This is a genomic window from Salipiger bermudensis, assembly GCF_020171625.1.
GTDB classification, from domain to species: Bacteria; Pseudomonadota; Alphaproteobacteria; order Rhodobacterales; family Rhodobacteraceae; genus Salipiger; species Salipiger bermudensis_B.
Map to the genome: position 1 here is coordinate 187473 of NZ_JAIUZY010000006.1, position 14230 is coordinate 201702.

Genomic DNA, 14230 nt, shown 5'->3' on the forward strand with positions numbered 1-14230 from the left:
CTAGATGGCTCCGGTCACAAGGTCTTCGGGGCTGAGCCCGGTTTGGCTGGGCGGATCCCCGGCGCCCCCGTTCTCGACGAGGTCGAACCGGCCGTCGCGTCCGACGAGGGTGCGGGCGGCGGGGCGCGCGCGGGCGCAGCCCTTGGCGCAGCCAGAGACGTGCAGCCCGCTCGGCCCCGCGGCGTTGGTGGCCAGTTGCACGGCCAGCTTTCGGGCCAATGGCCGCGTCTCGACACTGGCCGAGGCGCAGAACGGCGCGCCGGGGCAGGCATCGACGCCGAGCAGGGGATCGCCGGGCGTGGTGATGAAGGGGCCGGCAGGCAAATCGGTGACGTCTTCGAGCAGCAGCATTCGCCACGGCGTAACGCGGATCGCCGCGGCATCGCTGTCTTCCAGCAGGCGCGCCAGCTCGGCGGCATCAAACTGCCCGAAGGCGGCGCCGATCACCATGCCCGCGGCGTGCGGCCCCGGCTCCGGGAGCGGCCCGGCAGGCCTTGGCGCTTCCGTCTGCCAGCCCTCGGGCAAGGCTGCCTGTCCGACCACGGCGCGCATCCGTCGCGCACTGTCGCTGTGGTTTGCGTCGAACCAACGCGCCATCTCGAGCAGCGCCGGGATCGCGTCCTGCTCGGTCACCGGCCTGCCGCCCGCGGCCCCGTCGGCGCGCAGGATCAGGCCCGAAATTCCACGCTCGAGCCGGATATCTGCCGAGGCCCCGGCCAGCAGCGGCTCCGCGCCGGTGTCGATGGCAAAGCCCACCTTGGCCGGCAACTCCGGCAGCGCGGGCAGCGCCGCGAGCAGCGCCTGCGTAAGGCGCTCGGTCAGATCGCCGGGCTGCCAGAACGGCGTGACCAGCACGTTGCGGCGGCGTTCGAGACTGGCATCGGCATCGAGCAGGTCGAGCCGCGCCAGCTCCTGCAGCAGCGCCTCGTGATCGGCCTCGGCCACGCCGCGGATCTGCAGGTTGGCGCGGCTGGTAAGGTCGATCACGCCGCTGCCGAAGCGCTGCGCCAGTGCCGCCAGCCCCAGCGCCTGCGCCCGGTCGAGCCGCGCCAGCCTGGGCCGCACCCGCACCACCAGCCCATCGCCCGACATCATCGGGCGATGCGCGCCCGGACACCAGCCCTTCACCCGGCTCATGCCCCGTCCTCCATCGCAGCAAGGATCGAGTTGCGCCGGCTCTGCCACAGCCCGGCCTCCGCCAGCGCCCGGAACCGCGCCCTCAGCGCCTCGAGCGCCTGCGGATTGGCCTCGGCCATGAAACGCGCGATGTCGTCATCGCCCAGCGTGGCCTCGTAGTAGAGATCGAAGAGATGCGGCCCCACGACCCCGGCGAGATGCGCGAAGGCGGCCATATGATCCAGCGTCGCGGCGATCTCGGCGGCACCACGGAAGCCATGCGCCCGCATCCCCTGCATCCAGCCGCGCGAGCCCGCGCGGGCCTGCACCACGCGCGCGACTTCTTCGCTCAGGGCGCGGGCGCGGGGGCGGGCGGGATCGGTGTTGTCGAGATGGTAGAGCCGCGCCGCGCCGCCGGTGATCTCCTTGGCCGCCGCAAAGCCCGCCTCGTGCGCGGCATAGTCGGCGGCGAGCAGCAGGTCGCTTTCGGGCAGGTCCTGCGGGTGCACGAAGCCGTCCGCCGCGGCGACCTGTCCGCGCAGCCCGGCCGGATCATGCGCCGCAATCTCGCCGTCGAGCGCCCAGCTCGAGGCGGCCAGCCACGCCTCGCCGGCGCGACGGCGTCCGTCCTCGCTGTAATCCTCGAGCGCGTCCAGCATCCCCAGCCCGAAGCTGCCCGGGCGCGGCCCGTAGACGCGCGCGCCCGGGCGCAGCACGTAGGGGTTGAAATCCGCCGCCTCGTCGCGCGCCGCAAGCGCCCGCACCGCGCTAGCAAACAGCGCCGAGAGCGTCGGAAAGACATCGCGAAACAGCCCCGAGACCCGCAGCGTGACGTCGATGCGCGGGCGGTCGAGCTCGGCGATGGGGAGGACCTCGATGCCGCTCACCCGCTCGCTGCCCGCATCCCAGACCGGGCGGCAGCCCAGCAGGTGCAGCGCCATGGCGAACTCCTCGCCGGCGGTGCGCATGGTGGCCGAGCCCCAGAGATCCACCACCAGCCCGCGCGGCCAGTCGCCCTCGTCCTGCAGGTGCCGGCGGACAAGCTCGTCGGCGAGGCGCACGCCCTGGGCATGGGCGGCGCGCGTCGGCACCGCTCGCGGATCGGTGGTGAAGAGGTTGCGCCCGGTCGGCAGAACGTCGCCCCGGCCCCGATAGGGCGAACCGGACGGCCCCGGCGCGATCCACCGGCCTTCGAGTGCCGCGAGCAGCGCGGCGCGCTCCGCACCGACCGAGGGCGCGGTCTCGAACGGCGCGCCGGGGTGGGCCGGGCGGCCCCAGACATGCAGCCCCTCGCCGAACTGGCTTTCCTTCACGTCGCAGACGAAGCGGTCGATGCGGGTGATCGCCTCAGCGCTGCACCCGGCGGCCTTGAGCCCCAGAGCGTCCTCCACCCCGAGGCTGCGGGCTTCCGCCCGGATGTCGCCCTGCAGCCGGTCGCGGCGACGCGGGTCGAGCCCGTCGGCATTGGAGAACTCGTCCAGCAGCGCCTCGAGCCGGGCCAGCCGCTCCGGCGTGCCGGCCTGTTTCAGCGGCGGCGGGATGTGGCCCAGCGTGACCGCGCCGATGCGGCGCTTGGCCTGCGCGGCCTCGCCGGGATCGTTGACGATGAACGGGTAGATCACCGGCAGCGCTCCGGTCAGCGCCTCGGGCCAGCAGCGCTCGGACAGCGCCACCGACTTGCCCGGCAGCCATTCCAGCGTGCCATGCGCCCCGATATGAACCAGCGCGTCGGCCCGGCCCTGAAGCCAGAGATAGAACGCCACGTAGCCGTGGCGCGGCACGCGCTGCAGATCGTGGTAGTCGTCCTCGCGCCGCGCGGGCGTGCCGCGCTCGGGCTGCAGCGCCAGCAGCGCCGCGCCGAGTTGGACCGCCGGAAAACGGAAGGCACCGTCCTCGCAGGAGGGATCGTCCTCCGGTGCACCCCATGCAGCGGCAAGATCGTCGCGCAGGGTCTGCGGCAGGGCGGCCAGCGCGGCGCGGTACTCTTCCAGCGGCCAGCGCATCGCCGCTTCCTGCAGCCGGGTCGGCAGATCCCCCGTCGTTTCCGGAATATCATAGCCCGCCGCACGCAGATCCTCGAGCATCGCCACCGCCGAGGCCGGCGCGTCGAGCCCGACCGCGTGGCCCATCTGCCAGTCCTTGCCGGGATAGGTCGAGAGCACCAGCGCCACCCGCCGCGCGGCGGCGTCGGAGGAGGACAGGCGCAGCCAGCCCGCAACCCGCGCCACCAGCGCAGCCACCTGCCTCTCGTGCGGGCGGTGGACCATGCGCGCGAATTGCAGCGCCGGATCGCGCGCGCCCGGCTCCTTGAACGAGATCACCCCGCCGCTGAGCCGCCCGTCGACCTCGGGCAGCACCACGTGCATCGCGAGATCGGCTGGCGAAAGCCCGCGCTCGGCCTCCTCCCATGCGCTCCGGGTGGAGGTCGCGAGCGCGCCCTGAAACACCGGCACACCGGCTACGTCGAGTACCGAGCCGCCGCTCTTACCACGGCCCGAGAACGCCGTCAGGTTGACTATGGCGTCGGGGGCGAAATTCCGGATCGCGCCCTCCATCTCGTCGGCCAGCGCCGCGACCTTGAGCGAGGGCGCGAACAGCGCCAGCACCTCGGCCCCCTCGGCGCGGAACTGCGCAAACAGCGCCTCGACCGGGGCCATGTCGGCGGCCACGAGGTAGGAGCGGTAGAACACCACCAGCACCCGGCGCCCGGCCAGTGCGCCCAGCGTGTCGCCCTCAGAGCGCGGCACACTCTCGATCACGCCGTGTTCCGGCGTCCAAAGCCCCCACGGTGGCAACGCCTTGGAGCCCGGCACCGGCCCGGCATAGAGCCCCGCCGCCAGCGCCATCTGGGCCAGCGCCGCCTGCGCCGCCACCGCGCCGCCGGTGTCGCACAGATGCGCCAGCCGCCGCAGCGTCGAGACCGGCAGGGTCGAGACCGCATCAAGCTGCGCATCCTCGCGCCCGTCGGCGGGCAGCACCGCCAGCGCGATGCCGCGCTCTTGCGCCAGTGCCCGCACCTGCGCCAGCCCGTAGGACCAGTAGGGCATCCCGCCGATCAGCCGGATCAGGATGCCCTTCGCGCCCGCCAGAGTCTGCTCGACATAGGTGTCGACCGACAGCGGATGCTTCAGTGCCGCGAGATTGGCCAGCCGCAGCTCCGGCAGGCCGCCCGCGGCCCGGTGCCACGCTTCCGCGAAGGCCCCGAGATCGCTGTCGGAGAACGACAGCACCACCAGATCCGCCGGGCTCTGCCCGAGATCGGTGGGGGTCCCGCTCTCCTCGAGCCCGTGGCTTTCGCGGAAGATGACGTGCATGGCGGGCGGGCCTTACTCGGCGGGCTGGCGGGCGACGCCGAGCGCGGCCTCGATCACGTCGCGGCGGATGTCGTCATGCTCGGCGATCACCACGAGCCGGCCCTGCCGCGCCTCGCCCGCGCCCCAAGGCCGGTCGAACTGGTGGCGCACCCGCGCGCCGACCGCCTGCACCAGCAGGCGCATCGGCTTGCCCGCCACCGCGGCATAGCCCTTGACCCGCAGGATGTTGTGATCACGCGCAAGACCCTCGATGGCGCGGACGAGGGTGGCGGGCTCGGACAGCTCGGGGATCTCCACCGCGATCGAGTCGAACTCGTCGTGGTCGTGGTCATGCGGGGTGTCGTGGTGGCTCGGGCGCGCCGCCATGTCGTCCTCGGCCGCCGCCTCGAGCCCGAGGATGACGCGGGCATCGACCACGCCCTCGGCCACCTCGATCACCGGGATCGGGCGCGGCGCCTCGGCGGCGATGATCTCGCGGGCGCGCGCAACACCGTCAAGACCGGCGAGGTCGGGCTTGGTCAGCAGCACGATGTCGGCGCAGGAGATCTGGTCTTCGAACACTTCCGACAGCGGGGTCTCGTGATCGAGGCTGTCATCGGCGGCGCGCTGCGCGTCGACCCGCGCCACGTCGGGCGCGAAGCGCCCCGCCGCCACCGCCTCGGCATCGGCCAGCGCGATCACCCCGTCGACGGTGATCCGCGAGCGGATGTCGGGCCAGTCGAACGCCTTCAGGAGCGGCTTCGGCAGGGCCAGCCCCGAGGTCTCGATCAGGATGTGATCGGGGCGCGGCTCGAGCGCCATCAGCGCCTCGATGGTGGGGATGAAATCATCCGCGACAGTGCAGCAGATGCAGCCGTTCGACAGCTCCATGATGTTCTCGGCCGGGCAGTCGGGGATCGCGCAGCCCTTGAGGATCTCGCCGTCGACGCCCACGTCGCCGAACTCGTTGACCACCACGGCAAGGCGCCGGCCGCCGGGGTTCTTCATCAGCTCGGTGATCAGCGTGGTTTTGCCGGAGCCGAGAAAGCCGGTGATCACGGTGACGGGCAGCTTGCTGAGGTCGCTCATTGGTCGGTCTCCTGAAGGGGGTCTGCAAAATGTGCGGGCGGCACCCGCGCCACGCAGTTGCGCTTGAAATGCTCCGGGCGCTCGCGCCACGGGATCAGCCCGTCGGCGGTGGCGTGATAGCGGCCGGCGCCGTCGAGCAGCGTCTCGGCATGGGCCTCGTCGTCGAGTTGCCCGTAGACATAGGTCCACCGGCCCGCGCCGCGCAGCGCGACGGTGCAGCCCGCGTCGCAGTTCTGTAGGCACTCGACGGCGCGCAGCCGCACGCCCGCAGGTGCGCCGAGCGCGCAGAGCCGGTCGTAGAGGCGGCGCCCCGGACGGCGATCGTCGGCGGGCGCCTCGGTGCCGCGGCGGCACTTGACGCACACCAGAAGCTCGCTCTCGGCATGGATGTCGGAATCGTTCTGCACAGGCCTCTCCGCTGGTCTCGGCAAAGGCATGTGAGCAGGATCACCCCCGGCACGGACCGGCAGCATGAACCCGACCCCGGCACACCCCGTCCGGTCTTGGTGTCGTCTTGGGCTGGCAGGTCTCCCGGCTTGCGGATGCAGGATGGCAGGGCCATCCAGCGGCCCCCCGGCCTTCCCGGCGCAGGGCCAGTGGCGGTGGAGGACCTCTCCGGTCACGGTCGCGGGGGCGGCTGCGCTTGATCCGGTTGCCCGGGCTGGCGCATTCCCTTTTCACCTGTTTACACAGGCACCAGCGTGGTGCCAGATGCGCCGCAATTCCCGCCCTTGTCAAGCGAAGGAGCTTCCGGTGAGCGACGAGACCCCGACCGACGAAAACGCCCGTCACAAGGAAAAGATGAAGAAGATCAAGGCCGCCCGCGACAGGATGATGCAGGGAAAGACCGAGGAGAAGGGCCTGATCCTCGTCCATACCGGCCCCGGCAAGGGCAAGTCGTCCTCGGGCTTCGGGATGATCATGCGCTGCATCGGTCACGGGATGCCCTGCGCGGTGGTGCAGTTCATCAAGGGCAACTGGGTCACCGGCGAGGCCGAGTTCCTGCGCAACCGCTTCTCCGAGGAGTGCCGCTTCTTCATTTCCGGCGAGGGCTTCACCTGGGACACGCAGGACCGCGAGCGCGACATCGCCGCGGCGCGCAACGGCTGGGAGATCGCCAAGGCGCAGATCCGCGACCCCGAGATCCGCTTCGTGCTGCTCGACGAGATCAACATCGCGCTGCGCTATGACTACCTCGACATCGACGAGGTGGTCGACTTTCTGCTCACCGAGAAACCGCCGATGACGCATGTCTGCCTGACCGGGCGCAACGCCAAGCCCGAGCTGCTCGAGGCCGCCGACCTCGTCACCGAGATGACGCTGCTCAAGCACCCGTTCAAGGACGGGGTGAAGGCGCAGAAGGGTGTCGAGTACTGAAGGCCTGCGCCCCCTGCCTCCGTGGGGGTGCGGGGGGCGGTGGCTTGGTGTGGCTGGGGTTCGAGGGGTGCGGTTGCCGGTTGAGGGCGGTCGGTCGTACCGACGACCGACCCGCGCCAACGCAGGTCTGATCCGAAACAGACCTAACAGGCTACTGAAAACTTCGACCATTGCCATCTAGACGCGAAATTGCGTCATGTTTCCGGCTCTCTCGTTGATCTGATGAAAATCCAGCGCATCGGGCCTGATGAGCGAGCCGAGAAGCACGCTCGTACAACCTTTTTCATCGGCCTGCTAAGATACGGTAGGGAAGAAAGCGCCGGGCGGCGGACGAAAGCGCCCCTGTTTTCGGCTTGTATAGCCTCTGCCTCTACTCGACCGGTGTTCCGAACACCGTGATCGCGAGGCCCAGAAGCGCCATGACCCCGAAGAGCGCCACTCGCGGCAGGTCATTGCCCCGCCAAGCACGGATTGCCGCAATGCCCGCCTGCATCGCATAGTAGAGCGCAAAGGCCCGCGAGGCGTAGCTGATGATCTCGAAGATATTCGCGGTCCATGTCAGAACGATCCCGATGCCGACGAGGACCGTATACGCGACCCGCTCCGTCACCGCGCCTTTCGAGACCTCGGCAATCAGGCCACCTGATCCGCTGGTGTCCGCGATGGCCGCGCTGAACTGGGCGCTGAGCGCCGCCACCACCAGCAGCAGCGGCAGGATCGGCGCGACGACCTGCATCATGTCGATGATCGCCGTCTCGTCCAGGGACTGCGGATCACTCACGAACGCGTAGGTCAGAAGCACGATATAGAGGCCGTAGATTCCCGACGAGATCCATTGCGCCAGTCGCATCGACCGGATCCGCATCCGCGCATCGTAGGTCGACCCGAGGTATCGCGACGTCTCGAAGCCCTGCACGGTGACGATCAGCCCCGCCATCAGCGTCAGGCTCGCCCAACCGGTCACCCGGGGCGCATCGAACTGCAGCGCCCCTTGGCCGGTGGCCTCGCCGAAGTACACCACAAGACCCAGCAAGAGACCCGCAATGATCATCAGCTTCAGGCAAACAGACACCTGCTCCATGCGTTCAAGCGCGGAAAAGCCGCGCGTCAGCCCGGTGAACAGGATCAAGGTGAAGGCCGCCGTTGTGAGCAGCTTGGCGTGAAACCGGTCATCGAGGCCCGTCAGGCTGACGCCGAAGGCACCGAACAGGTTGAGGTAGTAGGCCACCGAGACAACGAACGCGAAGGCGAGCACGATAGAGGCCACGGTTTCGAGCCTCTCGGTTACGCGTGACGCGGCGGGGGACGCTTCCATGTCGGCGATGTTGTACCGGATCGCGCTTCCGAACAGGTAGGCCACCGCACACAGGCCAAGCATGACGAGCGGTGCGTACCCGCCGTAGCTGACGTCGAGGATCGGCCCGAGAACCAGAAACCCGCTGCCGATGATCGAGGCCAGAGGGGTCAGTGTCGCGCGCCAGAGCGTCGCATTCGCGACGCGGGGCCATATCAGTAGCGCCCCTGCAAGGGTGACGGTCGCGAGGATAACGGCGTTCAGCATCCGCGGAAAAAAGCAGATGGGATGCGGCGGCGCAACATCGGTCTGGCGTGACAGACGGGCACATATGTTGCAGGCCGTATCCGTGACTCTGGGCTCTCTTCTGCCCTACTTGGCGACCTGCGCGACCGTCCGTTTCCCGGTTCTGCTTTGCCTAGGACCTGGAGCGCACCGTCGCTCCGCCTCTTGCACCGACCCGAGCCCCCGTACACCAACCCCAGCCCCCTCTCAGTCGCCCGAGGGCGGCGGCAGCAGGTCCAGCGCCTCGCCGGTCAGCTCGCGGCGCATCATCTGCAGCGTCATGTTGCCGGGATTGCGGGCAAGCGCCTGCTCCAGCAGCCCGAGCGCCCCGTGCGAGTCGCCCTTCGCCGCAGCGATGCGGACCTGCATGACCCACGCGTCGACAAGCTGCGGATCGAGGCGCGTCGCTTCAGCAAACGCGCCGGAGGCGGCGGGCATGTTGCGCATCACCAGTGCCGTGCCGCCCATCTGAAGGTGGGTCTCGGGATAGTCGAGACGGCTGGCCATCGAGGCCTGCCACTCCGCGTAGGCTGCGCGCAGCGCCCGCTCGTAGCGGCCCGGCATACTGGCGATCTGCGCGTCGAGCATCGACTGCGCCGTCGCCATGCGCACCGCGCGCGCCGGGTCCGACAGCGACTGCATGAGCCGCGGCGCCCGTTCTATGGCGGGGGCGACGCGCTGCAGCTTGACCGCCGCGCTGCGTACCAGCGGATCGGGGTCCTGCAGGAGCGCCTCCAGCGCCATTGCATCGGACGGATCGCCGGCCTGCTCGAGCAGGTAGATCGCCGTGGCGCGCACGATGCCCGCCATGTCGTCATCGAGCGACAGGGCGCGCAGCTCCGGCGCGGCGCGCGCGGGATCGCGCCGCCCGTGGGCGAGCACCTCGCCGTAATGCGGTCCGCGATGGCGGCTGTCGGGGAACCACTCTTCGAGGGTGGCGGCGGCCCAGTCCGGGCTCTGATCCTCGTGGCAGGTCGTGCAGGCATCCGGCGCGCCGGTCTCGGCGGCGAGGTCCGGGCGCGGGATACGGAAGGAGTGATCGGCGCGCCAGTCATTGCCCATGTAGACCCGCTCGGTCATGTGGCAGGTCTTGCACAAGGCCCCGTCCGAGCCGTCGGGGTGGTGGGTGTGCTCGGGCCCGTCGAACACCTGCAGAGGCAGCGAGCGGAACTCGGGATTGCCCGCCGGGCTGTGGCACTGGGTGCAGACCGCGTTGCCCTCGGCGATCAGCTCGGCCTCGTGCGGCAGGTGGCAGTTCGAGCAGCTCACCCCCTGCGCGTACATCTTCGATTGCAGGAACGACCCGTAGACATAGACCTCGTCGAGGATCTGCCCGTCGGCCTCGTAGGCCCCTTCGCGCAGCAGCGAGAGGTTGTAGGTGTCGTGATAGGGTGTTCCGGGCACCGGGTTGCCGTCGAGAAACGGCTCGCGGCGGGAATGGCAGCTGGCGCATTGCTCGATCATCTCCGCGGGCTGCGACATGTCGACGGTGAAGCCATAGGCCGCGGGCGGCGCCTCCTGCGTCGTTCCATAGCGCTCGGCCCAGTCCAGATGCGCGCTGCCGGGGCCGTGGCAGGCCTCGCAGCCGACGCCGATCTCAACCTGCGTCGAGGCGAAGCTGCGGGTCCGGGCGTCGTAGTTGGCCTCGAAGCCGGTGGCGTGGCAGGCGGCGCAGCGGCTGTTCCATGTCTTGTAGGGGCCGGTCCAGTGCAGCCCGTCCTCCGGGGCATAGTTCTGCTCGGGATAGAGGTGAAACCAGTCGCCCCTCTCGGTGTCCCAGACCACGTCGAAGCTCTGCAGCCGGCCGGGCTCGGTCTCGAGGATGTATTGCTGCAGCGGCTCGACGCCGATCACCGAATGCACCTCGTACTCCGTGGTCACCTGATCGCGCTCGGTGACGCTGACCAGCGGCGTGCCCTCGGGAGAGAGCGAGAAGCGCGCGTGCATGTCCCCGAGGCGGAACGCGGTGCCGTCGAAATCCGCTTTGATGTTGTCGGCGGTGGGGGCGGTCCAGGCCAGCGCATGGTGCGAGCCCTCCCACGCCGCGCCGGCCTCGCTGTGGCACGCGATGCAGCGCTCCGAGCCGAGGTAGTCCTGCGCGGCGGCAGGCGCCGCGATCATCGCGAGTGCCGCCACGAGCAGCCAAAGCCCCGCGCGGGTCACGATTTCGGGCAGGCTTCCGCATCCTCCGGGCGTCGCAGGGATGGGTATCATGGGGCGGGACGGCGTCCCGACGCAGCGGTGGCGCGGGCGGAGGGGCTTGGGCACGATGTCATTTCAGCAGTATGTTCAACTTGAAGCGCAAAAGGAAGGCCATCATGCGCCTCGAGGGTTGAAAGGCGGCAGCGCGTCCGCCGCTCTGACCCGGCGCCCGTGGGGACGCGCCTCGTTGAGCGCACCCTGCAGGGCACTCCAAGCCTCGCCTTCCGGGGTCGCCGCGCCGCCGTAGCGCTGCGCCAAGAGCGCCAGCAGCGCCGCATCTGCGGCAGCGTCTCCTCGCCCGCCGAAAGCGGCAGGATCGGCACGCCGAAGCGGCGTTGCCAGTCGAACATCTCCGCCAGCCGCCCGCTCGACATCTCGACCAGCGCCCGGCGCGTGGCCTTGGCGCTGGTGTCGATCTCGGTCTGCAGCTCGCCATCTGTGACGACAAGGCGCATCCCGGCGGGCAGCTCTTCGGCGCCGGGATCGGTGACCGGCACGAGGATCAGGTCGTTGTGCCGCGCCAGCGCCGAGACGATGCGGTCGGTCCCGGCGTCGAGGCCGTCGAAATCGCTCAGCACGACGATCAGGTGATTGCGGCTGACAATCCGGGCCACGGCGCGCAGCACCTGCGTCAGCCCCACCGGCACCAGGTTCGGCGCCTCTGCGTGCAACAGGCCGTTGGCCTAGGACAGTGAGGTGAGAAAGCGGTTGAGCGCGCCGCGACTGCGCTGCGGGCGGATCTCGGCGATCAGTTCGTCGCCGAACGCGATGCCCCCCACCCGGTCGCCCTGATCGAGGATGCGGAATGCGATCATCGTGGCGGCCTCGGCGGCGGTGACCGATTTCATCGCCCGCCGCGTGCCGAAGAACATCGACATGCGCTGATCCACCACGATCAGCGCCGGGCGGTCGCGCTCTTCCGTCATCACCCGGACATGCGGGCGGGCGGTGCGGGCGGTGACCTTCCAGTCGATGCTGCGGATGTCATCGCCGGGCAGATAGTCGCGCAGTTCCTCGAAGTTCAGCTCGCGTCCGCGCAGGCGCGAGGCATGGCGCCCGTTCAGCACCGATTGCGCCGGCTGGCGCGGCAGGAAGCTGAGGCCGCGCGCCGGCCCCTCGAGGCTGCGCAGATGGGCCAGATCGGTGTGGATGCGCGGATCTCCCGAGACCTGCGCGGCCTTCGGCAGGGTGCCGGTGCGGATGCGGGCGGCGCGGTCCTTCATCGGTCCTCCCTCAGGGCAATGCCACCTGCCGCACGATCTCGGCCACCACCGCGTCGGGGTGGATGCCCTCGCCCTGCACCTCGTAGCTGAGACCCAGCCGGTGGCGCAGCACGTCGGCCACCACGGCACGGATGTCCTCGGGATCGACGTAGTCGCGCCCCGCGAGCCAGGCATGGGTGCGGCCGCACTTGTCGAGCGCCAGCGAGGCGCGCGGGCTGGCGCCCACTTCGATCCAGCGCGCGAGGTCTTCGCCGAAGGCCGAGGGCATGCGGGTGGCGCTGACCAGATCGGCGATGTAGCGCTCCATCTCGGGTGCCACGCGCAGCGCGGCGATCTCGCGGCGGGCGGCAAACGCCGCTTCCTGCGGGATCGGTGCCGGGCGCGCGGAGGCAGGACCGCCAGCCCCGGCTTGTGCCGCGGCTTCCTCGGCGCATACCAGCCGGATCACCTCGACCTTGTCCTCGACCGGCGGATAGGTGATGTTCACATGCATCAGGAACCGGTCCATCTGCGCCTCGGGCGGCGGATAGGTGCCCTCCTGCTCGATCGGGTTCTGGGTCGCCATCACCATGAACAGCGGCTCCATCCGGTGGGTGGTGCCCGCCACCGTCACCTGCCGCTCCTGCATCGCCTCGAGCAGCGCCGCCTGCACCTTGGCCGGTGCGCAGTTGATCTCGTCGGCGAGCACGAGGTTGGCAAAGATCGGCCCGGCTTCGAAGCGGAACGCGCCGCCACCTTCGCCCTGGTAATAGACCTCGGTGCCGGTGACGTCCGAAGGCAGCAGGTCGGGGGTGAACTGGATGCGCGAGAAGTCGCATTCGAGGTTGCGCGCCGGCGCCTTGATCGCGCGGGTCTTGGCAAGGCCCGGCAGGCCCTCGACCAGCAGGTTGCCATTGGCGAGCAGGCCGATCACCTCGCGCTGGCCGATGATCGCCTCGCCCGTCCGCGCCCGCAGCGCCTCGATCTGTGCCCGCGGGCCGCGTTCGGTCATGTCCTGCATTCCGGTTCTACCTTTCAGCGCGCCCGTCCGAGGGGAACACCTTGTCCCAGTCCTGCGCCATGTCGACGATGGTCCAGCCGCGCTCCGGCCCCTCGTCGAGGCCGCGGACCAGCTGTCCGATATCGCTGTCGCGGTCATAGGCGAACTCGCGCTCGGCGTCGGTGTGGTGCAGCAGCATCCCGAAGCGCGCGCCCTCGCCGGCGGTGGTGTATTCGAGCATGGCGAAATCGCCGTCCGAGTTGCCGGCGGAGAAGATCGGGCGCTGGCCGATATGGCGGATGATGCCCACCGGCTTGCCTTCCTTGTCGTCGATGAAGGTCACGCCGCCGTCCTTGCTGAGCTGCGGCACGCCGTCGACCACCTCGTACCGGGTGTTGCCCTCGGTGCCGACCACCTGCCACGGCGGGATGCCATAGGCCTCGTCGGCAAAGGCGCGGATGAAGTCGATGCCGCCGCCCGAGACGATGTAGGTGGTGAAGCCCTCGTCGCGCAGATAGGCCAGCAGCTCGAGCATCGGCTGGTAGACCATCTCGGCATAGGGCAGCCCGGTGGCGGGATGGGTCTCGGTGGTCAGCCAGTCATAGGCGTCGCTCTGGAAGGCGTCGACGGTGGTGTCGGCGTGGGAGACGTTGATCACCTCCAGAAGCCCCTCGACCCCGGCGGCCATGACGGCCTCCACATCCCCCTCCGCGGCGGATTTGAGCAGGTCCGAGCTCAGGATCGAGGGGTCCTCGGCGGCCTTCTCCTTCAGCACGTCGAGAGCGTAGAGCCCCTGGAAATAAACCGGCTGCTCGGTCCAGAGCGTGCCGTCATTGTCGAAGGTGGCGATGCGGTCGGGCGCCGGCACGAAGCTGTCTGAGGCCGGGTCTGTCACCGACTCGACGAAGTCGATGATGCTGGTCTTTGCGTCGCTGTCGCTCCACGACGGCAACGGATCGGCATGAGCCGTGGCGGAGATCAGCGCCAGACAGCTCGCGGTGGCAAGGATACGCATGGGCAGGGACCTTTCGATGACACCTCAGTTGGTCGAGATTGGCCGCCCCGGCGCATGTCGTATCGGAACAGCCGCCTGTTTCATGCCGCGCCAGCGCTCACCGCGCTCGGGGCTGATTCGATAGGGGGGGCATCCCGTTCTCGAGGCAGGAGGATGCGGCGTGTTGACGTGACGGATTGTCCTCGACGCTCTGGAGGAAGCGGGCCACGCCGGTCTGGGCCGGCACGGCCATGGAGGCGCGGAATCGCAAGGATCGCAGCCTCTGCGAACGATGATCCCCGTCGAACATCCGGCGACATGACTGCCTCCCTGTCCGGAGCGTTGGCTGGATGCGGCGCACTGCCAGCGCCCCCTTGA

General features: G+C 69.7%; 11 protein-coding genes and 1 riboswitch. Of the genes, 1 reads left to right on the top strand and 10 read right to left on the bottom strand.

What is annotated here, in order from left to right:
- The 4 genes from cobG to LCM15_RS12895 are packed head-to-tail and all read right to left on the bottom strand — an operon-like array spanning position 1 to position 5905.
- Positions 1–1137 (bottom strand): precorrin-3B synthase, encoded by a 1137-nt coding sequence (gene cobG / locus LCM15_RS12880; protein ID WP_224857009.1) that lies wholly within the window; start codon positions 1135–1137, stop codon positions 1–3.
- Complete coding sequence (cobN, locus tag LCM15_RS12885; RefSeq protein ID WP_224857011.1) at positions 1134–4430, bottom strand: cobaltochelatase subunit CobN; 3297 nt, start codon at positions 4428–4430, stop codon at positions 1134–1136. The genes cobG and cobN overlap by 4 nt, the downstream gene beginning before the upstream one ends.
- A 12-nt stretch (positions 4431–4442) precedes the next feature.
- On the bottom strand, positions 4443–5498 hold the full coding sequence (gene cobW / locus LCM15_RS12890) for a cobalamin biosynthesis protein CobW (protein ID WP_224857014.1): 1056 nt from the start codon (positions 5496–5498) through the stop codon (positions 4443–4445).
- Complete coding sequence (locus LCM15_RS12895; RefSeq protein ID WP_224857016.1) at positions 5495–5905, bottom strand: DUF1636 family protein; 411 nt, start codon at positions 5903–5905, stop codon at positions 5495–5497. The genes cobW and LCM15_RS12895 overlap by 4 nt, the downstream gene beginning before the upstream one ends.
- A 96-nt stretch (positions 5906–6001) precedes the next feature.
- Positions 6002–6214: riboswitch (cobalamin riboswitch) on the bottom strand.
- On the opposite strand from LCM15_RS12895, the gene cobO reads away from it, so the two are divergent.
- On the top strand, positions 6210–6875 hold the full coding sequence (cobO, locus tag LCM15_RS12900) for a cob(I)yrinic acid a,c-diamide adenosyltransferase (RefSeq protein ID WP_263619637.1): 666 nt from the start codon (positions 6210–6212) through the stop codon (positions 6873–6875). (Overlaps the previous riboswitch by 5 nt.)
- 370 nt (positions 6876–7245) lie before the next feature.
- Here cobO and LCM15_RS12905 read toward each other — a convergent pair whose 3' ends face one another.
- From LCM15_RS12905 to LCM15_RS12930, 6 genes are all read right to left on the bottom strand, one after another.
- Complete coding sequence (locus tag LCM15_RS12905; RefSeq protein WP_224857020.1) at positions 7246–8436, bottom strand: hypothetical protein; 1191 nt, start codon at positions 8434–8436, stop codon at positions 7246–7248.
- A 225-nt stretch (positions 8437–8661) separates the two neighbouring features.
- Positions 8662–10668, bottom strand: a complete 2007-nt coding sequence (locus tag LCM15_RS12910; RefSeq protein ID WP_224857022.1) for a multiheme c-type cytochrome — start codon at positions 10666–10668, stop codon at positions 8662–8664.
- On the bottom strand, positions 10665–11327 hold the full coding sequence (locus tag LCM15_RS12915; protein ID WP_224857024.1) for a hypothetical protein: 663 nt from the start codon (positions 11325–11327) through the stop codon (positions 10665–10667). The genes LCM15_RS12910 and LCM15_RS12915 overlap by 4 nt, the downstream gene beginning before the upstream one ends.
- A gap of 12 nt (positions 11328–11339) precedes the next feature.
- On the bottom strand, positions 11340–11879 hold the full coding sequence (locus tag LCM15_RS12920) for a DUF58 domain-containing protein (RefSeq protein ID WP_224857026.1): 540 nt from the start codon (positions 11877–11879) through the stop codon (positions 11340–11342).
- A gap of 10 nt (positions 11880–11889) precedes the next feature.
- Positions 11890–12879, bottom strand: coding sequence for an AAA family ATPase (locus LCM15_RS12925; RefSeq protein ID WP_224857028.1), 990 nt, complete (start codon positions 12877–12879; stop codon positions 11890–11892).
- Positions 12880–12886: 7 nt separating this feature from the next.
- Positions 12887–13873 (bottom strand): HAD family hydrolase, encoded by a 987-nt coding sequence (locus tag LCM15_RS12930; RefSeq protein ID WP_224857030.1) that lies wholly within the window; start codon positions 13871–13873, stop codon positions 12887–12889.
- Positions 13874–14230: the final 357 nt, after the last annotated feature.

What these genes read in the sequence shown, in the direction of transcription:
- cobG (WP_224857009.1), bottom strand. Translation starts at nt 1,137, where the DNA reads ATGAGCCGGGTGAAGGGCTGGTGTCCGGGCGCGCATCGCCCGATGATG.
- cobN (WP_224857011.1), bottom strand. Translation starts at nt 4,430, where the DNA reads ATGCACGTCATCTTCCGCGAAAGCCACGGGCTCGAGGAGAGCGGGACC.
- cobW (WP_224857014.1), bottom strand. Translation starts at nt 5,498, where the DNA reads ATGAGCGACCTCAGCAAGCTGCCCGTCACCGTGATCACCGGCTTTCTC.
- cobO (WP_263619637.1), top strand. Translation starts at nt 6,210, where the DNA reads ATGCGCCGCAATTCCCGCCCTTGTCAAGCGAAGGAGCTTCCGGTGAGC.
- LCM15_RS12905 (WP_224857020.1), bottom strand. Translation starts at nt 8,436, where the DNA reads ATGCTGAACGCCGTTATCCTCGCGACCGTCACCCTTGCAGGGGCGCTA.
- LCM15_RS12910 (WP_224857022.1), bottom strand. Translation starts at nt 10,668, where the DNA reads ATGATACCCATCCCTGCGACGCCCGGAGGATGCGGAAGCCTGCCCGAA.
- LCM15_RS12920 (WP_224857026.1), bottom strand. Translation starts at nt 11,879, where the DNA reads ATGAAGGACCGCGCCGCCCGCATCCGCACCGGCACCCTGCCGAAGGCC.
- LCM15_RS12925 (WP_224857028.1), bottom strand. Translation starts at nt 12,879, where the DNA reads ATGCAGGACATGACCGAACGCGGCCCGCGGGCACAGATCGAGGCGCTG.
- LCM15_RS12930 (WP_224857030.1), bottom strand. Translation starts at nt 13,873, where the DNA reads ATGCGTATCCTTGCCACCGCGAGCTGTCTGGCGCTGATCTCCGCCACG.